This is a genomic window from Variovorax sp. 10N420, assembly GCF_056394705.1.
This window is the reverse complement of the sequence record NZ_JBFTIJ010000011.1, coordinates 85,139-106,470: the sequence shown is the minus strand read 5'-3', so window position 1 is coordinate 106,470 and position 21,332 is coordinate 85,139. Positions and strand designations below refer to the sequence as shown.

General features: G+C 68.2%; 18 protein-coding genes. 8 read left to right on the top strand and 10 right to left on the bottom strand.

Annotated features, from left to right (window positions below):
• Positions 1 to 10: 10 nt before the first annotated feature.
• The 6 genes from AC1DEK_RS24365 to AC1DEK_RS24340 are packed head-to-tail and all read right to left on the bottom strand — an operon-like array spanning position 11 to position 6,124.
• Positions 11 to 967: an ABC transporter substrate-binding protein gene (locus tag AC1DEK_RS24365; protein WP_478127879.1), complete on the bottom strand. Its 957-nt coding sequence runs from the start codon at positions 965 to 967 to the stop codon at positions 11 to 13.
• A gap of 33 nt (positions 968 to 1,000) precedes the next feature.
• Positions 1,001 to 2,152: a c-type cytochrome gene (locus AC1DEK_RS24360; RefSeq protein ID WP_478127905.1), complete on the bottom strand. Its 1,152-nt coding sequence runs from the start codon at positions 2,150 to 2,152 to the stop codon at positions 1,001 to 1,003.
• A complete protein-coding gene (locus tag AC1DEK_RS24355; protein ID WP_478127878.1) occupies positions 2,152 to 2,940 on the bottom strand; it encodes an ABC transporter ATP-binding protein in 789 nt (262 codons plus the stop codon). The genes AC1DEK_RS24360 and AC1DEK_RS24355 overlap by 1 nt, the downstream gene beginning before the upstream one ends.
• Positions 2,934 to 3,986: an ABC transporter permease gene (locus AC1DEK_RS24350; RefSeq protein ID WP_478127877.1), complete on the bottom strand. Its 1,053-nt coding sequence runs from the start codon at positions 3,984 to 3,986 to the stop codon at positions 2,934 to 2,936. Before AC1DEK_RS24350 ends, AC1DEK_RS24355 begins: the two co-directional genes overlap by 7 nt.
• Complete coding sequence (locus AC1DEK_RS24345; RefSeq protein ID WP_478127876.1) at positions 3,983 to 4,984, bottom strand: ABC transporter substrate-binding protein; 1,002 nt, start codon at positions 4,982 to 4,984, stop codon at positions 3,983 to 3,985. The genes AC1DEK_RS24350 and AC1DEK_RS24345 overlap by 4 nt, the downstream gene beginning before the upstream one ends.
• Before the next feature lie 36 nt (positions 4,985 to 5,020).
• Positions 5,021 to 6,124: an LLM class flavin-dependent oxidoreductase gene (locus tag AC1DEK_RS24340; protein ID WP_478127875.1), complete on the bottom strand. Its 1,104-nt coding sequence runs from the start codon at positions 6,122 to 6,124 to the stop codon at positions 5,021 to 5,023.
• A 156-nt stretch (positions 6,125 to 6,280) separates the two neighbouring features.
• On the opposite strand from AC1DEK_RS24340, the gene AC1DEK_RS24335 reads away from it, so the two are divergent.
• The 8 genes from AC1DEK_RS24335 (at position 6,281) to AC1DEK_RS24300 (ending at position 15,071) form a co-directional block, all read left to right on the top strand.
• On the top strand, positions 6,281 to 7,480 hold the full coding sequence (locus AC1DEK_RS24335; RefSeq protein WP_478127874.1) for an acyl-CoA dehydrogenase family protein: 1,200 nt from the start codon (positions 6,281 to 6,283) through the stop codon (positions 7,478 to 7,480).
• Complete coding sequence (locus tag AC1DEK_RS24330; RefSeq protein ID WP_478127873.1) at positions 7,477 to 8,049, top strand: cysteine dioxygenase family protein; 573 nt, start codon at positions 7,477 to 7,479, stop codon at positions 8,047 to 8,049. Before AC1DEK_RS24335 ends, AC1DEK_RS24330 begins: the two co-directional genes overlap by 4 nt.
• The gene (locus AC1DEK_RS24325; RefSeq protein WP_478127872.1) at positions 8,046 to 9,302 is read left to right on the top strand and encodes a rhodanese-like domain-containing protein; all 1,257 of its coding nucleotides are present in this window, start codon (positions 8,046 to 8,048) and stop codon (positions 9,300 to 9,302) included. Before AC1DEK_RS24330 ends, AC1DEK_RS24325 begins: the two co-directional genes overlap by 4 nt.
• Before the next feature lie 215 nt (positions 9,303 to 9,517).
• Positions 9,518 to 10,627: a FecR family protein gene (locus AC1DEK_RS24320; protein ID WP_478127871.1), complete on the top strand. Its 1,110-nt coding sequence runs from the start codon at positions 9,518 to 9,520 to the stop codon at positions 10,625 to 10,627.
• A gap of 58 nt (positions 10,628 to 10,685) precedes the next feature.
• A complete protein-coding gene (locus AC1DEK_RS24315) occupies positions 10,686 to 11,558 on the top strand; it encodes a Tll0287-like domain-containing protein (RefSeq protein ID WP_478127870.1) in 873 nt (290 codons plus the stop codon).
• A gap of 13 nt (positions 11,559 to 11,571) precedes the next feature.
• Positions 11,572 to 13,062 (top strand): serine/threonine-protein kinase, encoded by a 1,491-nt coding sequence (locus tag AC1DEK_RS24310; RefSeq protein ID WP_478127869.1) that lies wholly within the window; start codon positions 11,572 to 11,574, stop codon positions 13,060 to 13,062.
• 18 nt (positions 13,063 to 13,080) lie between these two features.
• Positions 13,081 to 14,349, top strand: a complete 1,269-nt coding sequence (tagH, locus tag AC1DEK_RS24305) for a type VI secretion system-associated FHA domain protein TagH (protein WP_478127868.1) — start codon at positions 13,081 to 13,083, stop codon at positions 14,347 to 14,349.
• Positions 14,331 to 15,071 carry a PP2C family protein-serine/threonine phosphatase gene (locus AC1DEK_RS24300; protein ID WP_478127867.1) on the top strand — a complete coding sequence of 247 codons (741 nt, stop codon included), beginning with the start codon at positions 14,331 to 14,333 and terminating at the stop codon, positions 15,069 to 15,071. Before tagH ends, AC1DEK_RS24300 begins: the two co-directional genes overlap by 19 nt.
• Here AC1DEK_RS24300 and tagF read toward each other — a convergent pair.
• From tagF to tssJ, 4 genes are read right to left on the bottom strand one after another with little or no spacing between them, the layout of a single operon-like run.
• Positions 15,035 to 15,622 carry a type VI secretion system-associated protein TagF gene (gene tagF / locus AC1DEK_RS24295; RefSeq protein ID WP_478127866.1) on the bottom strand — a complete coding sequence of 196 codons (588 nt, stop codon included), beginning with the start codon at positions 15,620 to 15,622 and terminating at the stop codon, positions 15,035 to 15,037. The two genes, AC1DEK_RS24300 and tagF, sit on opposite strands and share 37 nt — an antisense overlap.
• Positions 15,623 to 15,636: 14 nt before the next feature.
• Positions 15,637 to 18,936: a type VI secretion system membrane subunit TssM gene (gene tssM / locus AC1DEK_RS24290; RefSeq protein ID WP_478127865.1), complete on the bottom strand. Its 3,300-nt coding sequence runs from the start codon at positions 18,934 to 18,936 to the stop codon at positions 15,637 to 15,639.
• Entirely contained in the window at positions 18,933 to 20,030 is a 1,098-nt protein-coding gene (locus AC1DEK_RS24285; protein WP_478127864.1) for a DotU/TssL family secretion system protein, read from the bottom strand. Before AC1DEK_RS24285 ends, tssM begins: the two co-directional genes overlap by 4 nt.
• Positions 20,027 to 21,241, bottom strand: a complete 1,215-nt coding sequence (tssJ, locus tag AC1DEK_RS24280) for a type VI secretion system lipoprotein TssJ (protein WP_478127863.1) — start codon at positions 21,239 to 21,241, stop codon at positions 20,027 to 20,029. Before tssJ ends, AC1DEK_RS24285 begins: the two co-directional genes overlap by 4 nt.
• Positions 21,242 to 21,332 lie beyond the last annotated feature (91 nt).

Genomic DNA, 21,332 nt, shown 5'->3' with positions numbered 1-21,332 from the left:
CATTACCCCTTCAGGCGCTGCTCGCCACGGTCGCGTCGAAAGTGGGGCGCACGTCCAAGGGCTGCTTGATGAGCCCGACCTGGTGATAGAAGTCCGCCGTGCGCTGCTGGTCGAGGATGAGTTGGGCATCGATGGGCACCCATGTCTGCTCGCGCCGCACGAACTGCAGCTTGGCTGCCTCGGCGGGAATGCCGATGATGCGTGCGAGCGTGGCGCTGAAGGCATCGACGTTTCGGTACGACCAGGCTTGCGCCTTGACGACCCTTTGCAGAAAGTCGCGCAGGACGGGTCGTTTTGCCGCGATGGCGGCGTCTGTCGCGGCCACGTAGCTCAGGCCGGGGAGCAAGCCGCGCCCACTGACGAGCACGCGCGCGTGCTGGCTGGTTTCGGCCAGCGCCGTGTAGGGCTCCCAGGTGGCCCACGCATCGACGGCGCCGTGCATCAATGCGAGCTTGGCATCCGCGGGCGCGAGGAACCGGATGTTGACGTCCTCCGGCTTGAGGCCTGCCGTGATCACGGCTTTGAGCGTGACGTAGTGGCCGATGGAGCCCCGGTTGGTCGCGATGCTCTTGCCCTTGAGGTCGGCCGCGTTCTTCAGCGGCGAGTCCGGCCGCACGAGGACGGCCGTGCCGTACGAGTCGGACCGGTTCGCGCCGATGGCCTTGATGCGCGTTCCCGCGGCCAGCGCGAAAACCAGCGGCGCATCGCCGATGGGGCCCAAGTCGACGGCGCCCGCATTGAGGGCTTCCGCCAGTGGCGCGGCAGCCGGGAACTCCGACCATTGGATGTCATAGGTGAGGCCGTCCAGTCCGCCTGCCGCTTCGAGCAGTGCGCGCAGGCCGCCTTTCTGATCGCCGGCCTTGAGCAGCGGCCGCGCTTGCGCATGCGATGCGGTGGTCGGCAGGGCGATTGCTGCCGCGCCTGAGAGCGTGTGGATGACGAACTGGCGGCGGGTTGCCTGGGCCATGAAGGGGCTCCTTGAAAGTGGAAGTAATCGTGATCAGTGGACGAAGCCGCCCCGGACGAAGCGCACAGGCTCGGCATCCATGCGGGCGATCAGGGCACCGAGTCCGTCGCCGGGCTGCGGCACGTCCTGCGGGGCTCCGGGTGCGGATGCGGTGCGGCACAGCAGGTCGTCTTCGGACCAGCCGGGATTGCCTGGCGCGCTGCGGGCGCGCAGCCAGCCGTCGCGATCGGCGAGCAGCTGCGTGCCTTCGAGATGCTCTGTGCCGGCGATCAGCGCGAAGGCGTCCCATGCGGCGGATGAGTCCACCACGCAATCCGCTTCCTGCGGCTGCGCCTGCTGGGCCTGCTGGGCGGCTGGCACCAGTTGGACGGTGACCACGCGAGGGTCTTCGGGTGCCGGCGCGGTCGCCGGGCCGCGTGCAAGCACGCGCACGCGCTGGCCGCGCCAGGTCGAGAGGGCACGCGGGGAACGGCCTTCGCACCGGACGATGACCTCGGGCAGCGCAATGGGCGCGCTCCAGGCACCCGTCGCCTGAAGCACTTGTCCGGCACTCTGTGCTTTCATGAAGTCGATCAGCGCCCATGCCTCGCCATCGGCCAGCTGCTCGAACGCCGGCATGGTCGAGCTTCCATGCCGATCGCTCGTTCCATGCAGCACGCGCCACAGGAGATCGCCATCGGCGCGCCGCCACAACAGCGGTCCTGCGAGGTCGGGCGGCCACACCGGCTGCGCCGCTGCCAACGGACCTTGTCCTCTTCCATCCGCTCCATGGCAAGCCGCGCAATGCTGCTCATAGAGCGCGTGTCCCTGCGTGATCGACTCGGCGGTGAAGCCTGTCGGGGATCGATGAAAGCTCGTGGGATATGCAGGCACGAGCACGACCTCAGGCCGAGGCCATGGCGCGAGCAGCAGCAGCATTGGCACTGTCGCAAGCAAGAGCCATCGGCGCTTTCGCCAGGCGAGTGCGGTTGCGAGCAGGACTGCCACCAGCGCGAGCACGACCAGCGTCAAGGCCATGCGCCGCGCCTGGCCGAGATCGATTGACAGGTTCTCGCCTGACAGGCGCAGCGGCCAAGGCCACGCGGGCTGTCCGTGGCTCGTGCCGGCCAGGCCCAGCCAGGCCAGCACTTGCAGCAGGCCTGCTTGCACGGTCTGCAGGAGTGCCACCAGCGCGTTCAGCGTCATCACCAGGTGGCATCGAGGCCGAGGTGGCGAAGTGCTTCGTGCCGCAAGGCGGCCAGCCGAGGATGGCCCCGGTGCCTCGGATAGGGCAGGTCGACCACGAGCTGCGCAGCGATGCGCGCGGGCCGGTCGCTCAGCACGACCACGCGATTGGCAAGAAACAAGGCCTCTTCGACGTCGTGCGTCACGAGCAGCGCGGAGAAGCCGGCGCGCTGCCAGAGGTTCACGAGTTCGCCCTGCATGGCCATGCGTGTGAGCGAATCGAGCTTGCCGAGCGGCTCGTCGAGCACCAGCAGGCGCGGGTCGTTGACCAGCGCCCTTGCGAGCGCCACGCGCTGCGCCATGCCGCCCGAGAGCTGATGGGGAAAGGTCTTGGCGAATTCGCCGAGGCCCACGAGCTTGAGCGCATCGTCCACGCGCGAACGCTGCGTCTTCAGCAGCCCGCGCGCCTGCAGGCCCAGCGCGACGTTGTCCCAGACGCTGCGCCACGGATACAGGGTCGGGTCCTGGAACACGACGATGCGCGATGGGTCGGGCCGCGTGATGGGCGCGGCATCCTGTGTGAGGGTGCCGGCAGACGCGGGTTCGAGCCCGGCCACGAGCCGCAGCAGCGTCGACTTGCCGCAGCCGCTCGGCCCCAGCAGGGCGACGAACTCGCCGGGCCCGACGTCGAGGTCGATGCCGTCCAGTACCTGCAGCGCGCCGCTTGCAAGCTTGAACCAGTGGCTGACGTTGCGGATCTCGATGTGCGCACCGGCGGTGACCGCCGGGGCATCGAGGGCATCTACCATTTGACAGTCCCCTTCTGCCAGGACAGCGCTCGATCGCGCACTGCGAAAAGCAGCGTGATCAGCCCGGAGCACAGCGCCGCCATTACCAGAAGCGCCGCATACATGTTGGCGTAGGCCGCCCAGCCTTGCGCCCACTGCAGGTACCAGCCAAGGCCGGCTTTGACGCCCATCATCTCAGCGGTGACCAGCACCGAGAACGACGCACCCAGCCCCATGAAGAGGCCGACGAAGACCTGCGGCAGCGCGGCCGGCACGGCGACCCTCAGCACCAGGAACCATGGCGGTGCGCCGAGCGTGCGTGCGACGTCGTAGTAGTTCTTGTTGACCGAGGCCACGCCCGACCAGCTCAGTACCGCGACCGGGAAGAATGTGGCGAGCGCGACCAGGAAGACGGCTGCCGCGTAGCTCGAAGGCGCGAAGAAGAAGGCCAGCGGCAGGAGCGCCGAGGCTGGCACAGGCCCGAGAAAGCGCAGCAGCGGATGCACCCAGTAGCCCGCGATGCGGGACCAGCCGATCCACACGCCCGTCGCGAACCCGCTCAGCGCCCCCAGTGCGAAGCCGTGCGCGAGCAGCCTCAGAGAGTGGGCGGCCGAGAGCCCGAGCCGACGCCAGTCCTCCGAAGCGACGTCGAGCAGGCTTTGCGGCGGCGCGAAGAAGGGCGGTGGCAGCACGCCGAGCTTGGCGGTCAGCACCTCCCAGAGCGCGAGCAGCAGCGGTGCTGCAACGAGCCATTGACCCGCCGATCGAAGCCTGCGGCCAAAGCGACCTGTGCGGCCGCCGAACAGCGCTGCCAGGAGCAACAGCGCTGCGACGGCGATGGCGCCGATGCCGAACTCGTGAGTGAAGTTCCAGTCACTGAAGCCGATCTCCCGATTGGGCCAAGTGGTGGTCAGAACGCCCAGCGCCAGCCACGCGCTCGCCGCGAGGATGCCTGTGCGCCAGACCTTGATGGGCGCACTCTCCGATGCGCCGCGCGCTTCGTGCGGGTGCGGCTTCGCAGCGCGTGGACGTGCCGCGCCCAGGATGAGGTTGTCGGCGGTGGTCATGCGAGCACGTCCACCGACACATGGTTTGCCAGGCGCGCCGGGTCGGTGCTCTGCTTGAGTACGCCGACCGACCGGAAATCGCGCGCATAGAACTCCACCTCGTCGCGCAGGTTCTTGCCCACGGGGTGGTGCGCGTGCGTCAATGTGCCCAGCAGCGCCTGAAGGTCCTCCACCGGCACCTTCGGCGAATACTTCGCGAAGAGCCTGGCCGATTCGTTCGGGTTTTCAGCCACGAAGTCGGATGCCTGCACGATGGAGCGCACCAGCGCCGCCACCACCGGCTTTTCGTTGCGCACCAGTTCGCCGCGTGCGCCCACGATGCAGCAGACCTTGTCCTTGTATTCGCCCGAGAGGTTGGATGCCAGCTCGAGATAGCGGCCCTTGTTGCGCTTCTCGATCAGGTACAGCGTCGGGTCACCGTCGGCAATGGCCTGGATCTCGCCCTTGTTCACCGCAATGTCGAGCAGGTCGGCCGGATACTGCCGCCAGGTCACGTCCTTGTCGGCGTCGATGCCGTTCTTCTTGAGCAGGATCGAGAAGAAGTTCTTGCCGGGGCTCGCGATATCGGAAACGCCGATGGTCTTGCCCTTGAGCTTCTGCAGGTCGGTGACCCCGGCCTCCTTGACCCCCACGAGCCGCACGCAGCCACCGTGCGAGCTGCCGACGATCTTCACGTCGAACCCCGATTCGAGCGGCTTGAGCCAGCGATGGATCATGCCGACCGCCGCATCGGCCTTGGCTGTGGCGAGCGATTCGAGCAGTTGGTCGGTCGAACCCGTGTAGTTGACGAGATCGACCTGCAGGCCGTTCTTCTCGAAGATGCCGCGCTCCTGTGCGACCACCACCGGCGAAAGGCAGAAGGCCGTCGCGTTCCACGCGAAGCTCAGCTTGCGCTGCTGCGACCACGCGCGCGTGGCGATCAGGCTGGTGGATGCGATGGCGGCCGCGGCGCCGCTGGCGCGCAACACGCTGCGCCGCGAGAAAGACGGATGGTTCATGGTCTGGATAGGAGAAGGCTGGGTGTTGGAGGTGCATCAGGCCGCGCGGCGTTGCGCGGCAACGCGCTGCGCCACCAGTTGGCGTGTGCGGGGAATCAGTTCGCGTCCGTAATCGATCGCGTCCTCGAGCGGGTCGAAGCCGCGGATCAGGAAAGTCGTGACGCCCAGGTCGTAGTAATCGAGCAGGGCGTCGGCCACCTGTTCGGGCGTGCCGACCAGCGCCGTGCTGTTCGAACGGCCGCCAATCTCGCGCGCGACAGCAGTCCAGAGGCGTTTGTCGAGCCGCGGGCCTTGCTCGGCGGCGGCCAGCAGCCGCCTGGCCCCTTCGCTTTGCTGCGGGCCGCCGCGGCCGAAGCCTTGGACCACGCGCAGTCGCCGCGTCTCGTCGAGGATTGCATCCGCTCGCTCCCATGCCTTCTCTTCAGTGTCAGCAAGGATGGGCCGGAACGAAACCGAGAAGCGCACGGTGCGTCCATGCCTGGCGGCTTCTGCGCGCACACGGCCCGTGAGCTCGCGCGCCTGATCCAGTGATTCGCCCCAGAGCGCGTACACGTCCGCATGTTTGCCCGCGACGGGAATCGCCGCCTCCGACGCGCCGCCGAAGTACACCGGCACGTGCGGTCTGTCGTTGAGCGACTGCACCGGCTTCACCTCGGAGAAGGCATTCTTGAAGCGGTAGTGGGCGCCTTCGTGATCGAAGGGTTTGTCGCTGGTCCATACCCGGCGCAGGATATCGAGGTATTCGTCGGTGCGGGCGTAGCGCTGGTCGTGGTCGAGCCAGTCGCCGTCACGCTTTTGCTCGTCGTCCGAGCCGCCCGAGATGTAGTGCACGCCGAGCCGGCCACCGCTGAACTGGTCGAGCGATGCAAACTGCCTTGCGGCCAGTGTCGGCGCGACGAAGCCCGGCCGGTGCGCGAGCATGAAGTGGATGCGCTCGGTGACCGAAGCGGCGTATGCCACTGTCAACGTCGCATCGGGGCTGGTGGAGTGGTGCGGCACCAGCACCCGGTCGAAGCCGGCCTTCTCATGCGCCTGTGCGAATGCCCGCACGTAGTCGCGGTCGATCGCGGGGCCGTACGCCGGATGGATCTCGGAGACCTTCTGGGCCTGGATCATGCCGATGAATTCGATGTCGCTCATGGTGGGTCCTTGCAATGAATGGTTCGGGCGTTCAGGTCGGAACGAAGAGGCATGACCGTAAGGCGAGCAGGTACGAAAGCGAACGCAGAAAAACGTTCTTGGATATGCGTCTTCCGTCGTTTTCGGCATCGGCGGCGGCAGCTAAGGTGCCAGCCCATGAGTTCACAAGCCTTGCGCCGCCTGCCGGTCGCACCTGAAACGGACGATGCGTTGCTGGCGCGACTGTCCGCGCTCTTTGCCGAGACGGCCGCCGACTACGACCGCAGCGGCGCTTTTCCGCACGAGAACTTTGCCGCGCTGCATGCCAATGGGTTGGTCGGCCTGGTCGCGCCGCGCACGCATGGCGGTGGGGGTGCATCGCTTGCGGCGGCGCGCCGAGTACTGTCGGCCGTCGCATACGGCGAGCCCGCGACCGCGCTGATCCTCACGATGAGCTGGCTGCAGCAGCTTGCCATCGGCCGTACCGACAGCCGCTGGCCCGCGCATCTGCGCGACCGTGTGTTGCACGAAGCCGTCCGGGAGGGCGCGTTGATCAACGCCTTGCGCGTCGAACCGGCTCTGGGTTCGCCGGCGCGAGGCGGTTTGCCCGCGACGACGGCGCGCCTCGACGGCCATCAATGGAAGCTCAGCGGCCACAAGCTCTACACGACCGGCATCGAAGGCCTGCGGTGGCTGTCGGTGTGGGCACGCACCGAGGACGACACGGCGCGCGTCGGCGCCTTCCTGGTGCCGCGCGACGCGCCCGGCGTTCGCGTGATCGCCAGCTGGGATCACCTGGGGCTTCGCGCCTCGGGCAGCCACGAAGTGATCTTCGAAGATGTCGCGATCCCGCTCGACCATGCGGTCGATCTGCGTGCGGCGGCGCAATGGGCGCCCGATGCGGGCAGCCAGACCGACATCGATGCCCATGCGACCCAGCAGGCCTGGATGGCGGTGCTGCTGGGCACGCTCTACCTCTCGGTCGCGCGTGCGGCGCGTGACTGGCTCGTCGGGTTTCTCAATCGCAGGGCTCCCAGCGGCCTCGGCGCGCCGCTCGCGAGCCTGCCGCGCGTGCAGGAAGCCGTTGGCGAGATCGAAGCTTTGCTGAACGCCGCGCGCGTGCTGCTGGAAGACGCAAGCGCCGAGGTCGACGCAGGGCGGGCGCCCTCCGCCATACGGAGCGGCTTGCTCAAGTACACCGTCACCACGAATGCAATCCGCGCGGTCGAACTGGCTTTGCAGCTCAGCGGCAACCATGGCCTCACGCGACAGAACCCGCTGGAGCGCCACTACCGCGACGTGCTTTGCAGCCGCATCCATACCCCGCAGAACGACGCGATCCTGGTGGCCGCCGGCAAGGCCGCGCTCGAACGATGAGCGAGCGACTGCGCGATTTCGCCGCCGATTTCGGCCGACTGATGGACACGAGGCCCGAGGAGCCGCGCATCGTGGAAGAGGGTGGGGCGCTGCTGCGGCGTCTCGTCGCGCGCGACGACTGGCTGCCCGATGCCTTCGCCGAGCCGCATCCCACGCGGTACCGGCAATACCTGCTGCATCTCGATGCCGCCGAACGCTTCTCGGTCGTGAGCTTCGTATGGGGGCCGGGCCAGGCCACGCCGGTGCATGACCATACGGTCTGGGGTCTGATCGGCATGCTTCGCGGCGCCGAGTCGAGCCAACGCTACATCGAGCGCGATCGCTTGCTGCTGGCCGATGGCTTGCCGGTGCGGCTCGAGCCGGGCGACGTCGAGGCGGTGTCGCCGACGATCGGCGACTTGCACCGCGTGCGCAATGCCTACGACGATCGCGTGTCCGTCAGCATCCACGTTTACGGCGCGGACATCGGCAAGGTGGCGCGCCATACTTACCCGACCAGCGGCGGACGCGAGCGATTCGTGTCCGGCTATTCGCCGTTGCCCCTCGGCTTGCCCAATTCATCGACATGACTGCTTCCATCTCATTCGCCTCGGTCCGTCACCATCTGCATGCGCGCGAGGAGATTGCGCTGCTCGATGTGCGCGGGGAAGACCTCTATGCACAGGCCCATCCACTGTGGGCTGCCAACCTGCCGCTCTCGCGGATCGAGCTGGATGCATCGCGCCGCATCCCGCGCCGCGACACGCTCATCGCGCTCTACGGCGCGCATGAAGGAACCGACCTCGCACCCCTCGCGGCCGAGCGACTCTCGGCGCTGGGCTACACGCGCGTGCACTTGCTCCAGGGTGGTCTGGAAGGCTGGCGCGATGCCGGCGGAGAACTGTTCCGCGACGTCAATGTGCCGAGCAAGGCGTTTGGAGAGCTGGTCGAGCACGAGCGCCACACACCCTCGCTCTCGGCGCAGGAGGTCAAGGCCCTGATCGATGCGCGGGCTGACGTCGTGGTGCTCGATGCGCGGCGCTTCGACGAATTCCAGACCATGAGCATTCCCACGGCGACCAGCGTGCCGGGCGCTGAACTGGTGCTGCGCGTCCGCGAGATGGCGCCCGATCCGGCCACACGGGTGATCGTCAACTGCGCCGGACGCACGCGCAGCATCATCGGCGCGCAATCGTTGGTGAACGCGGGGATTCCCAATCCCGTCGCGGCGCTGCGCAACGGCACGATCGGCTGGAAGCTGGCCGGGCAGCAACTGGACCACGGAGCGTCGCGCCGCGCGCCCGCGCCGGGCGAAGAGAACCGCGCCGCCGCGCAAGCGAATGCGAGGGACGTGGCGCGGCGGGCGGGGGTTCGCTGGGTTGCGCTCGACGCGCTCGCCAGTCTCCAGGCGCCGGGCCGCACGGTCTACCGCTTCGACGTGCGCACGCCCGAGGAGTACGAGGCCGGACATCTGCCGGGCTTTGCTAGCGCGCCAGGCGGCCAGCTGGTCCAGGAGACCGATCACCACGTGCCGGTGCGCGGCGCACGCGTCGTGCTTGCAGATGACGACGGCGTTCGCGCCCCGATGACGGCGTCATGGCTCGCGCAGATGGGGTGGGATGTGCATGTCGTGGAGCCGCATCCCGCCTCGTCGCGGAGTGAGTCGGGTGCGGCGCCGCTCAACCCTCCGGATCCACCGTCCGCCGCCGCGACGGTCCGCTATCGCCGTCCGTATGAAGGAACCGATGCGCCTGCGGAAGCGATGCAGGCGTACCTGGACTGGGAATTCGGGCTCGTCGCCCAACTCGCGGCCGACGGAACGCATCACTTCAAGGTCATTTAGCCGGCCGCTCCGACCGGCCGCGCCGGCATCGCGTCGATGGGCCTATGCCATCTCGCCTCCATGCTTGCAAACGGGTCACGCAACCGGTCGAACGGAATACTCCCGTCAGGGGTCCCTTACGCCGAAAAACGCGGTCACTGCACGAGCGACTTGAGTAGCATGGAATTTCTTTGCTGTCACGTTCCAAGATGCCCAATGCAAACGGAGTTACCTCCTTGCGGCTCACGAAGATCTTGTTCGGCTTGCTGCTTTCGTGCGTTGCGAGTCTGCTCGCCTCGTCGATTGCCCTCGCGCAATCCACCGATGCCGCATCGGCCTGGGCGCGAACCAACAGTGTCGTCGGCATCGTCGAAGGCGACGTCGCTCTGATACGCCAGACCACGCGCTATGCGCTCGCCGAGGGCGTGGTGTTGAACGAGCAGGACATCATCGAATCGGCGCCCGGCGCCTTCGCACAGATCGAACTCCCCAATGGCGTGCTTGTCGGCATCGGCGAATCGACGCGGCTGATGCTGCGGCCTCAGGTGGGCAAGGGCCTCGCGGCGCCGCCGCTCTATCTGCTCGAGGGCTGGCTCAAGACCAGCGCCAAAGGTGCCTTCGGCTACGTCACGCCGAGTGTCGAAGTCGCGGCGCAGGATGCCACCACCGTCATCTACACCAAGGGCGCGCAGTACGCGCTGTTCGTCGAATCCGGCAGCGCCAGGCTCACGCAGCGCGATCGGGCGCAGTCGATGGTGCAACTGAGCGCTGGCGACTTTGCACAGCGGCGTGAAGGCAGTGCGCAGACGGTCGCGGCGCGTGCGGCGCCCGATTTCCTGGGCAAGGTCCCGCGTCAGTTCCGCGACAGCCTGCCCGCCCGCGGTGAGCAGTTCGCCAAGCGCAACGTGACACCCAAGGTGCGCGGCGAAATCACATACGCCGATGTGGCGGCCTGGCTGGGCACCGAGCCGGCACTGCGGCTTCCGTTGCTGCCGCTGTGGCGAGGGCGTGCAAGCGACCCAACCTTCCGCGCCGGCGCCAAGGCCGACTTGGCGCAGCACCCTGAATGGGAGCCCTACGCCGACCCCGAAGGCTATGCCCGCCGCCTGGCCGAAGAGGCCGAGCGTCGCCGCGCGCGCGAGGCCGCGGCGGCAGCGGCTCGCGCCAAACGCGCGGCTGCCGCCGCCGCTGCCGCTGCCGCTGCCGCTGCTGGCTCGGCTTCGGCGGCACCCGCACCCGCACCCGCGTCCGCACCCGCAGCGGCGCTCAGGTTGACGCCGGCACCCGGACCCGCGCCGGCAGCCTCGGACACGAGCGCCGGGCGGGGCGGCGGCAAATCTCAGTGAACCGGACCCCGTCGTAGCGCAACTCAGCGACGAACGACAGCCAGGACTGGAGACTCCCATGCGCCTTCTATTCAAGTTCAACCTGATCTTCCTGGTGGTCTTCGTGGCCGGCGTCTTGGGCACCGGGAAGATTTCGTATGACCTGCTGCAAAGCAATGCCAAGCAGGAAGTGCTGAACCAGTCGCGCCTGACCATGGAAAAGGCGCTGGCGATTCGCGCCTACACCAACGACCAGATCCGGCCGTTGCTCGAAACGCAGATGAAGTACACCTTCCTGCCCCAGACCGTGCCCGCGTATTCGGCCACCGAAGTGCTGGCGACGCTGTCCAAGAGCTTTGCCGACTACACCTACAAGGAAGCGACCCTGAATCCGACCAATCCGCGCGATCGTGCGGTGGACTGGGAAGCCGACATCGTGAATCGCTTTCGGAGCCAGGCAGACCAGAAGGAGTTCGTCGGCGAGCGCGAATCGGGCACCGGGCGGACGCTCTACATTGCACGCCCGATCCGCATCACGAACGCCGCCTGCCTGGCATGCCACAGCACGGTCGAAGCCGCGCCGCACACGGTGATCGACAAGTACGGCCCGGCCAACGGCTTCGGCTGGCAGATGAACGAGGTGATCGGCGCGCAGGTCGTCTCGGTGCCCATGTCGGTGCCGCTGGCGCGCGCCGAGCAGACCTTCAAGGTCTTCATGGCTTCACTCATCGGCATCTTCGTGGCCATTGGCATCGTGCTGAACCTGATGCTCTACCTGCTCGTGATCCGGCCCGTGGTGGCGCTCTCGAAGGTGGCGAACCGCGTCAGCCTGGGCGAGCCCGACGTGCCGGAGTTCGACACCCGTGGCCGCGACGAGATCGGGACGCTGGCGCATTCGTTCACCCGTATGCGACGCAGCCTCGACCAGGCCATCAAGATGATCGACACCTGAAGCACGCATCCCTATGTCGACGCCCACGCATGTCGGTCCGTACCCCATTCGCGGGGTGATCGGCTCGGGCGCGATGGGCATCGTCTACCTCGCGCACGATCCGGGGATCGACCGCGAGGTGGCCGTGAAGACGATCCACCGCCGCCTGCTCGATTCAAGCGACGACATGAGCGTCGCGGCGCGCTTCCGGGTCGAAGCCAAGGCGGCCGGACGGCTGACTCACCGCAACATCGTGTCGATCTACCAGTTCGGCGAAGACGAGGACTTCGCCTATATCGTCATGGAGTACGTTGCCGGACGCAACCTGCGCGACTACCTGCAGGCGCCGCGCAAGCTCGACGTGCCGCAAGTGCTGTGCGTGATGACGCAACTGCTCGACGGCCTGCACTATGCGCATGAGCGCGGCATCGTGCACCGGGACATCAAGCCGGCGAATCTGCTGATTGCCGACGATGGCCGCCTCAAGATCACCGATTTTGGAATCGCGCGGACCGAAACGTCGAACCTGACCCGCGCCAGTTCGATCGTCGGCTCACCGGGCTACATCGCGCCCGAGCAATACACCGACCGGGAGATCGATCGCCGCGTCGATGTCTTCTCGGCGGGCGTGCTGCTCTACCGGATGCTGAGCGGGACCACGCCCTTCGTCGGCACGGACGACGCCATCATGTACAAGATCGTCTACGAGCCGCACAAGCCGCTCAGCGAGCTGACGAACAACCCCGCACACAAGCCATTCGATGCGGTGCTCGACCTGGCACTGGCGAAGGACCCGGCGCAGCGCTTTGCGACCGCGATGGCCATGCGAACGGCGCTGCATGCGCTCGCCACCGAGACGCTGCCTGAAGTGCTCCCGGCGCAGATCCTGATGTCGCCTCTTCTGGAGGACATCAGGGAGAGCCCGACGCTGCGGGACCGGCCGGAGGGTCCCGATGCGTATCCGCCCATCGTGCCAACGGTGCCCGACTCTGCGCGGGTTCCCCAAGCCGCCGCGAAGTCGCTGCCGGGTAGCAGCCCCCCTTCGATTCCCACGCCGACCGGATGGGACAGCGCCGCGCTGGCCGAGGTCGAACGCGAACTCGCCCAGCATGTGGGCGCAGTCGCGCGCGTGCTGGTGCGTCGCGCCGCGCGTGGGTTGTCCACGCTGGCGGAAGTGCGCCATGCCGTCGCGAGTGCCATCGTCGACATCGAAGCGCGAGAGCGCTTCCTCGCCAAGGCCGGCGCGCTGCCGACGCATGGTGCGGTCTCTTCAGGAGCCTCCGGCTCCCAAGCCCCGCAAACCCGCGGCACGATGCTCAATGGCTCTCCGATGCGTGAAGGCGACGTGGAAAAGGCAGCCGCCGCGCTGCTTTCCTCACTCGGGCCGATTGCGCGCGTCGTTGCCAAGCGCTGTGCGGCGACCTCGAACACGCGCGAGCAGTTCGTTGCCAGCGTGATGGAACAGCTCACGCCAACGATCGATGCCCGCCGTGTGCAGGCCGACCTGTGGCGCGCGCTGGGCTGAATGCGGACGGAGCCGCACTTGATCGCGCTGCACGTCATGCGCCGCCCCGGGACCAGCGAGCCCGACGCGACGGCGCTCGCGCTGCCGCCGCAGGGCCTCGTCATCGGCCGATCGCCCGATTGCGACCTCGTGCTGGCGGATCCGTTGCGAAGGGTGTCGCGCCAGCACGCGGAGGTGGCCATGCTCGGCCAGGACGCGCTCGTGCGCTGCATCAGCAGCACCACGCCTTTGTGGGTCAACGACGCGCAGCTCGCCCCGGGTGACCAGCGGGTCCTTGCCGTCGGCGACTGCCTGCGCATCGGCGCGTTCGAAGTGGCCGTCGAGTGCGTTGCGGCGCCGGAACCGCCGCGCGCGAGGCTGGATCGCTGGTTCGATCTGGACGGCGCGCACGATCCGCTTGCCGCTCAATCGCCTCTTCCCGCGCTGGCGCCGGGGCTTGCTCCCGCACTGGACCCGCCGGAAGAAGTGACACCGGCGAGCGCAAGCGCAAGCGCCGTGGTGTCGTGGAAGACCGACCTCCTGGTCGTGCGAACCGGCACGCCGATGGTCCACAGCGCTTCAGCCGAGCCGCCGGCGGCCGCTGCCGCGTCCGCGACCGGATCGATGACGCCGGAGTCTGTTCCATCGAGCTCGGCTGCGGCCGCGGAAGCCGGGTCGCCGGACCTGACCGAGCTTGCTGCCGCGTTCTGTCGTGGCGCCGAACTGACCGGCCCCCAGGTGCCGCCGTTGACGCCGGAGTTGATGGAGCACCTCGGCGCGCTGCTGCGCGCGACCGCCGAAGGAACGCTCGCCTTGCTGAAAAGCCGTTCGGTCGCCAAACGCCACATGCGCGCCGAAGGCACGGTGATCGCGCCGCGTCACAACAACCCGCTCAAGTTCTCGCCGGACGCCACCGAAGCGTTGACCCGAATGTTGCAGCGCGTACCGAGCCCCGGCTTTCTCGGCCCGGTGGCGGCATTGCGCGATGCGAACCGCGATCTCCTGGTGCACCAGGTCGCCATGGTCGCCGGCATGCGCGCCGCGGTGTTCGAGCTTTTCTCCCGCCTGGGCCCTGAAGCCGCCGAGAACGCGGAGGGGCCGCCGCGCGACATTCTTTCGCGTCTTCCCAAGCGTCGCGCGGCCGCCTTGTGGGAGCGCCATCGGCTGCAGCACGCCCATCTGCTCGAACACCTGGACGACGACTTCGAGGCCATCTTCGGGCGCGAATTCCTGCGTGCCTATGAAGCCCAGTCGCGCGGCGACGCCGACGCGCCACCACCGGAGTCGCCATGGCACAGCGTGCGTTGAACGTCTCGGTCGCTGCGCTGTCGCAAACGGGCCGGCGCGGGTGCAACGAAGACGCCTTCGGCTATTGGCAGGGCGCCGACTCCCTCATCGCTACGCTGTGCGACGGCGCAGGTGGCCACGGCGGCGGGCAGACGGCGTCGCGCGCGGCCGTGACGCATGTGCTCGAGGCCTTCGCCCTGCGCCCCGAAGTCAGCCCGGGCGCACTGAAACGGCTCGTTCAGGGCGCCAACGACGCGGTGCTCGCGCAGCAGGTTGCGGGCACCATGACAGCGGACATGCGCACCACCATCGTCGTGCTCCTGGTCGACCTGCGCAGCGGCGCCGCCATCTGGGCGCATGCCGGCGACTCGCGCCTGTACCGTTGGCACGATGCCCGGTTGCTCGGACGCACGCGCGATCAAAGCCTCGCGCAGAGCCTCTGGGATGCGGGATTGAACGCGAGCGATGCCGCCCCGGGCCAGCTGACTTCGGCACTCGGCTCGCGCGAAGGCTTCGATGTCGAGGTCCTGGAGACGCCGCAGGTGCTGGCGTCGCGCGATGCGCTCCTGCTGTGCAGCGATGGCCTCTGGTCGGTCTTCGACGATCTGGCGATGGAGCGCAGCCTCGATGGCTGCAGCGGCATCCAGGCGTGGCTCGACCGCCTCGAAGCGGGTGTGCGGCGAGCCGATCGCATCGACCAGGACAACTATTCGGCGCTCGCGATCTGGTGCGAGGCGGGTTGAAGGTCGAGCAGTTCAAGCAGGAGTGCGGGTTCCGGCGGCCAGGCTGATGGCCGTGCAACGGCATCATCTGCAGCGGTGAGCGGCCACCAGAGGCTGGCAGGCTCCGGAGGCCACTCCCGTGTGGGTCCGGATGCCTTCTCGGGACGCGGCGGCAAGACGGCGATCGCAGCCTCCAGCGCTTCCGGTCCTTCTGCGATGGCGTCAAGGAGCGACGCCAGCCGTGCGGCGCTTTCTTCGGATGAAGACGGCGCGTCGAGTCGTTCCACCAGCGTCATCGGAAACACGCGTCCGACCCGATCGCGTGACGCCGTGATGATGCCGCACCAGAATTCGCCGGGCATCGGATGCGCCAGGTATCGCCACGGCGCAAAGCTGCCCAGACGATCACGCAGCGTGGCGGCGTCGACGTGCGTGGCGGCGAGGGCGATACCAGCCTGCAGCCAGCCATCCCACTCATTGCGCCAACGCGCAGGGAGGCCACGGCCCACGAAGTCGCCGCGCGCGGGCAACTTTCCATACCAGGAGACGCGACGCGACAGCGATCTGGCCATGTTCTTCACCATGTTCACCACGAGGCCTGCGGGCAACGAAAACGTGCCAGCTCCCGGAGGGTCCAGATGTCGGAGCCGGGCGTTCCCGCCGCGCTTGCCTCGACTTCGAGCGCGCGCGTATCGACGACGAATGTCAGCCGCGCCGGCCCGCCGTGCTCGCCTTTCCAGTCGCCGCGCAGCAATACCCGGACCCAGGCGAACGGACCTTCGTGGACTTCGGCGGCAACCCCGCTTGGCCCGGGTGGCAGCACGCGCATCAGGACCTTTTGCGTCGAAGCCGGTCCCGGCCAGACCAATTCCTTGGCGCGTCGCGGGCCGTTCTCGAAGCGCAGGAGCTGGCCGTCGACGTCGATGCTGAACTGCAGCAGTTCGGCATCCATGCGCTGCGGCGTCAGGCGCAGCCTGAGTTCAGGCAGCGGCGCGCCTTGGGGAAAGAACAGGCTGCCGATTGCCGCTGCCCGCTCGAATGCATCCGAATTGTTCGCATTGGCGCCTGCGCCGCGCCCTTTCAACTCCTTCAATTGATTGCGCCGGAAGTCGTCGAACAGGCCACCCGGGCCGAACAGGCGTGCAAAGTCGGAGGGCGCCATGTCCCGTGTCGCCGTGGTGCTGAACGGAAAGCGCTCGCGCGTCAACGTGCTGCAGGCTTGCGAGAGTTCGATCAGCGCGGCGTCGAAGCTCTGCTTCGCACCGCCGCGCGAGCGGATCAGTGTCCCGAGATCCAGGTAGAGCCTTCGCAGAGCCGCCGGCGCTTCGGCCGCCTCGGTGCGCAAGAGCGCATCGAGCTTGGCACTTTCAGTCTGGCCGCGCCCGCCTGCGGCGAGGGCCTGGAGCCTGTCGAGCGCTTGCGGGCCCGGCCCTGCCGCGTAGTCGCCGAGAGAACCGAAGCGCGCCCGCAGTGCGGTGTCGAAGGCAATCTCGGCCGCGCTGTTGCCCTGCGAGGTGGCGCTGAAATCGTCCGCGAGCCTTGTCAGCAGGCGGCGCAGCGGTGAATCGGGTGCCGTGAGCTCGGACGCCTGTCGGGATGCGTCGATTGCATCGCTGTCGGGCGCCAACGCCAAGGCATCGAGTTGGCGCGACCATGTGGCGATCACCCGTTCGGCCTGGCGTCGGCCGACCTGGGTGGCGATTTCATCGCGCCATGCGCGGTCTTTCTGCAGGCGTCGTACATCGCCGCCGCTGTCGCCGAGCACCCAATCCGCTTCACTCGCGAGGTCGTCCATGGAGGATTCGAGGGCAGGCGCCAGATTGCGCCGCCAGTCGCTGGCGCTCGAATGCGCCGGCATCGTCCCGGCGCTCGAGGCCGCGAACAGAAGCGCGCTGGCCGCGCCAAGCCGCGTCGGCAGATCCTGGGGCGGTTCGGGATCGGGAACGTGTCGCAGCAAGTGCTCGTGGACCCGCTGCGCCACCGGGAGCGCCGCGAGGGCGCCGCGCGCGATGCGTACGCCGTCATCGTCGGGGCGCATCGCCTCGGGCAGCCCATTGCGTTCGAGCAAATTCTCGGCATGGCGCGCCACCTCGCCGTGCTCACCCGCGCCGCTGGCCTGTGCCAGCGTCTGTTCGACCCAGCCGCGCAACTCGCTGCGGACCAGGCGTGGCGGATTGGCGAGCATCAACGAAGTACGCAGCGCGTCGTAGCGGGTCGCGCCGTCCTCGGCCTGGCGCAGGTCGCGATGCAATCGTTCGACGAGCAGCGGCGCGAGGCTCCGGTCGAGCATCTCGCGGTAGACCTGTTCGGCCGAGCGCGCCAGCCGTGGTCCCTGAAAGAGCCCGAAGCCGAAGCCTGCAGGCGGTTGATCGGGATCGATGCCGTCGTTCGAGGCCAGATGCTCGAGCATCGAATAGAGCGGCAACACTTGCTCCAGACTTGCCGATTCCAGCGGGCCGATGCGCCGCGTCAACCGCTCGACGCGTGTGCGCACGGCTTCGATGTAGTCGAGGTTGCGCAGATAGCTCTGCCACCAAAGGCCGGACACGGCGAGCAGCGCGGCACCCGCCAGGGCCGCGCCGGCGATGCCGATGCGCCGACGCCATTGCAGCCGCTGCAAGCGCTGGCCTGCCAGCGGCGCTTCGACGATCACCAGGCGCTTGAGCAGCGCAGTCAGGAAGAACGATTTGCCGCCGGCATCCGGGCGTGGCAGCGGCTTCAGCGCGAGGCCGTGGCTGCGCGCGAGTTCGCCGATGACCCGGTCGATCGGGTTGCCCTCCTGCGTGCCACTCGTCAGTGCGATCGAGCGCAGGCGTTGCGCCGGTGCGGCGGCGATGTCGCCGAAGGCGTCACGCACGAATGCTTCGAGCGGCGCGAGCAGGGCCTTGAACTGCGCCGCGAACGCGTAGATCGGCAGGCGCCGCTGCGGCATGCGTTCCTGCTGCAGCAACGCGGGACTGCGCTGCGCCAGGCGGTGCCCGAGGTCGTCCAGGCGTGCTCCAAGGTCGGCCGGGATGCCCGCCACGTCGGCATCGAACACCAGTCCCCAGAGCTGCTCGCGTTGCGCGACGTCGAGATCACCGAAGGTTTCGACGAAGCCGGCAAGCAGGTCGGCCTTGGTGACCAGCAGGTAGATCGGAAAGGAGAGACCGAGCTCCCGGCGCAACTCTGCGAGGCGCGCCGCGACCGCCGCCGACTGGCGCGCGAGTTCCGCGCCGCCTTGCAGCAGGTCGGGCACGCTGACGCTGACGATCACGCCGTTGATCGGCTGCACGGGCCTGTGGCGCCGCAGGAGCGCGAGGAACTGCTGCCATTCGCCGGCGTCGGCCGTGGCGTCGCTGTCCTGCGTGGTGTAGCGCCCGGCGGTGTCGATGAAGACAGCGTCCTCGCTGAACCACCAGTCGCACTGGCGCGTGCCGCCGATGCCTGCGAGCGGGTCGCGTCCGAGCTTTTCTGCAAGCGGAAAGCGCAGGCCCGAATGCAGGAGCGCGGTGGTCTTGCCGCCGCCGGGCGCGCCGATGATCAGGTACCAGGGCAACTGCTGCACCTGTCGCCGACGCTGCCACCATCGATGTGCGCCTTGTGCGTCGACGCCTTGCCGCAACATCGCAAGCGCCTCGCGAAAACGCTGGCTCAGCTCGACGGTGGCATCGCCCGCTTCGAGGCTCTTCAGGAGCCTGTCGTTGCGCCGACGCGCCCACAATAAGCGCAGCCCATACAGGCCGGCCAATACGAGCGAGACCAGCACCAGCAAGGCCACGCGCGCGCGGATGCTGTCGAATGGCTGCCAGTTGCCAAAGGCCACCAGTGGTGCCGCAAACCACACCAGGACAGCCGCCGCGCCGAGGTTGACGGCGCGCTGGACGATGCGTGGCGAGACCGTCATTGCGGAAACAAAACGATCTCGACGCGCCGCAGCGGCGCGCCGGCCGTGGGATCGACACGCGCCTCGACGGCCAGCCGCTCACTGCCGAGTTGCGGCCGCAAGGCATCGGCCGCACCGCGGGCCCATTCCATCGCCTGATGCCAAGCCGAAGGCGTGCGCGCAGTCGGGGGATCGCTGCCGTCGGTATAGCCGACGACGAGCACCTTGCCCGGCACCTTCTTCAACGCTGCACCCACGCGCGTCAAGGCGCCAGTGGCGTCGCCGAGCGCATCGGCGCCGATCACCACCACGCTGCGCAGCGCTTCGTCGCGCACGGACAGCCGGCCTGCATCGATGTCTTCACGCAGGCTCGAGGCCAGCCGCGGAGGCACCGGCATTGCGCTCACGGCTGCTTGCATTCCGGGCGCCTGCGCCGGTACGAGCCGCTGCAAGGACGCCAGCACCCCGTCGACGCGCGCTGCAAGCTGCAGTTGGCTTGCGGTGTAGATGCCCATGGCCAGCACGCCCAGGAGCAGGACCGCAGGCAATGCGATGCGCGACGCACGCGGCGGGCTGGCCGCGGCGGGCGCGCAGTGCCACGGCGCCACCAACGCCGGGGTAGCAGACGCCTGCTCCAGCGCGAGATGCACGCGTGCGCGCAAGGTCTCGTGGTCGCGGCTGCCGGGCGACAGGCCCGCGCGCAGGCCGAGACTGAGGCAGGTATGGAAGAGTTCGAGCAGGGCGCGATGCTCGCGCGGCCTTTCCGCGAGCCGCGACAGCAGGCGCAAGAGCTTGCCGCTCCCGTCGGCCTCGCCATGGAAACGCTGCAGGAGTCCGGCGGCCCGCGTGCCCGAGGGCGTGGCGCCCAACTGTTCGTCCGCCCAGGCGCACAGCACATAGCTTGCCGCTGCGACGCTGGGCTCGTCGACTCCCGCAACGCGTGCGTTGGCTTCGAAATGGGCGACCGCGGCAGCGAGCGTTCGGCGCAGCTCGGCCGGGTCGACCGGCGCCGAGTCGCGCAAGCGCGACAGCAGGGCGACGAGCGGGAGCGCCTCCACGCGCAGTGCGCGAGCGGCACTCGGCTCGTCGACGGCTTGGGAATCCGTTCGCGTCATTTGGCCCATCCCAACTGCAGCCGGCGGGCCTGCGCGTCAAGGCGCGCGCGCGCCAGCGATCCACCGGGCAAGGGCAGGACCGCCCGCCACTGCGAACTCTCGATCTCGCGAAACGCACCGAACACCGCGACGGCACGTGCGTCGCCGCGCAGCTCGAGGTCCAGTTCCCGCGCCTCGCCGGGGCGCAGAAAGAGGCTCTGGCGCGCGAGCATGTTCGATCCGAGCGTGCCTTCGTCATCGTCATAGAGGCTGTCGAAGCTCGCCTTCTCGAATTCGCTCGCATCGCTCAGCACATAGACGCGCACCGCCAGCGAGGCCGATGCATCGCGCGCGTCGGTGTTCAGGCTGCGCTGGGCCTGCACGAGCAGCTGCAAACTGCGCTTCGGTCCGGCGAGTGTGGGCGCGGGGCCGGGGTTGAACATGAAGTTCACGACCATCGAGGTGTTGACCCATGGGATCTGGCGCTCCGCGGTATCGCGCAGCACCTTGATGCGCACGGTCTTCATCATTTCCTCGACGTCGACGCCCGGCGTGCGCATCTCGGTGGCGAGGTAGCGCGTGTAGATGCTGTTGCCGCCGACCGGACCGTCCTCGGCGACACGACCGGGCGCGGCGGAGAAGGCGATGAGCGCCCCCGGCGCCGCCATCTCGGCCAGCCCATTGGCGTTTCGCGAAGCGCCAGCACGCGACGCGAACGGGTCGTTGCGGCAAGCGTCGATGATGAAGATGCGCGCGCGCGCCCGCACCCGATCGACATGCGTGAGCAGTGCTTCCTGCAAGTCGATGGCTTCGTCGCGCACTTCAGCCTCGTCGCGCAAGGCGATGTCGACCGGCAGCAGGAAGTTGCGGCCCCCGATCTGCACGCCGTGGCCCGCGTAATAGAAGACCGAGGCGACTTGGTCGTCGTCCATGCGGCGCCCGAATTCGCGCAGCACACGCTTGAATTCGCGCGCGTTGAGATTGAGATATTCACCCACCTCGAAATTGAGGCCGCGCAGTGTCTGCGCGACCAGCCGCGCGTCATGCTCGGGATTGTTCAGTGGGAGTTCGGGGTAGCGCCCGTTGCCGATGACCAGCGCGATACGGCGTTGCCCCGGCGATTCGACCGCGGGCCGCTGCGCTTGCGCCTGGGCCTGCGCGACGTCGGCCCGGCTCCACCACACAGGAATGAGACCGAAGCCAAGGCCGGAGAGCAGGCGACGGCGAATCATGGTGACGGCGCTGAGAATGAATGCTGCGGACTTGGGGGACTCCACTGGCGGTCGCACGCCATTCTCGGTTGAGCGCTGCGGCGGCACAAGG

Coding starts and splice junctions, on each gene's coding strand:
- AC1DEK_RS24355 (WP_478127878.1), bottom strand. CDS start 2,940: ATGGTAGATGCCCTCGATGCCCCGGCGGTCACCGCCGGTGCGCACATC.
- tssM (WP_478127865.1), bottom strand. CDS start 18,936: ATGACGGTCTCGCCACGCATCGTCCAGCGCGCCGTCAACCTCGGCGCG.
- tagF (WP_478127866.1), bottom strand. CDS start 15,622: ATGGCCAGATCGCTGTCGCGTCGCGTCTCCTGGTATGGAAAGTTGCCC.
- AC1DEK_RS24365 (WP_478127879.1), bottom strand. CDS start 967: ATGGCCCAGGCAACCCGCCGCCAGTTCGTCATCCACACGCTCTCAGGC.
- AC1DEK_RS24360 (WP_478127905.1), bottom strand. CDS start 2,152: ATGACGCTGAACGCGCTGGTGGCACTCCTGCAGACCGTGCAAGCAGGC.
- AC1DEK_RS24310 (WP_478127869.1), top strand. CDS start 11,572: ATGTCGACGCCCACGCATGTCGGTCCGTACCCCATTCGCGGGGTGATC.
- AC1DEK_RS24330 (WP_478127873.1), top strand. CDS start 7,477: ATGAGCGAGCGACTGCGCGATTTCGCCGCCGATTTCGGCCGACTGATG.
- AC1DEK_RS24335 (WP_478127874.1), top strand. CDS start 6,281: ATGAGTTCACAAGCCTTGCGCCGCCTGCCGGTCGCACCTGAAACGGAC.
- AC1DEK_RS24300 (WP_478127867.1), top strand. CDS start 14,331: ATGGCACAGCGTGCGTTGAACGTCTCGGTCGCTGCGCTGTCGCAAACG.
- AC1DEK_RS24345 (WP_478127876.1), bottom strand. CDS start 4,984: ATGAACCATCCGTCTTTCTCGCGGCGCAGCGTGTTGCGCGCCAGCGGC.
- tssJ (WP_478127863.1), bottom strand. CDS start 21,241: ATGATTCGCCGTCGCCTGCTCTCCGGCCTTGGCTTCGGTCTCATTCCT.
- AC1DEK_RS24325 (WP_478127872.1), top strand. CDS start 8,046: ATGACTGCTTCCATCTCATTCGCCTCGGTCCGTCACCATCTGCATGCG.
- AC1DEK_RS24350 (WP_478127877.1), bottom strand. CDS start 3,986: ATGACCACCGCCGACAACCTCATCCTGGGCGCGGCACGTCCACGCGCT.
- AC1DEK_RS24340 (WP_478127875.1), bottom strand. CDS start 6,124: ATGAGCGACATCGAATTCATCGGCATGATCCAGGCCCAGAAGGTCTCC.
- AC1DEK_RS24315 (WP_478127870.1), top strand. CDS start 10,686: ATGCGCCTTCTATTCAAGTTCAACCTGATCTTCCTGGTGGTCTTCGTG.
- AC1DEK_RS24285 (WP_478127864.1), bottom strand. CDS start 20,030: ATGACGCGAACGGATTCCCAAGCCGTCGACGAGCCGAGTGCCGCTCGC.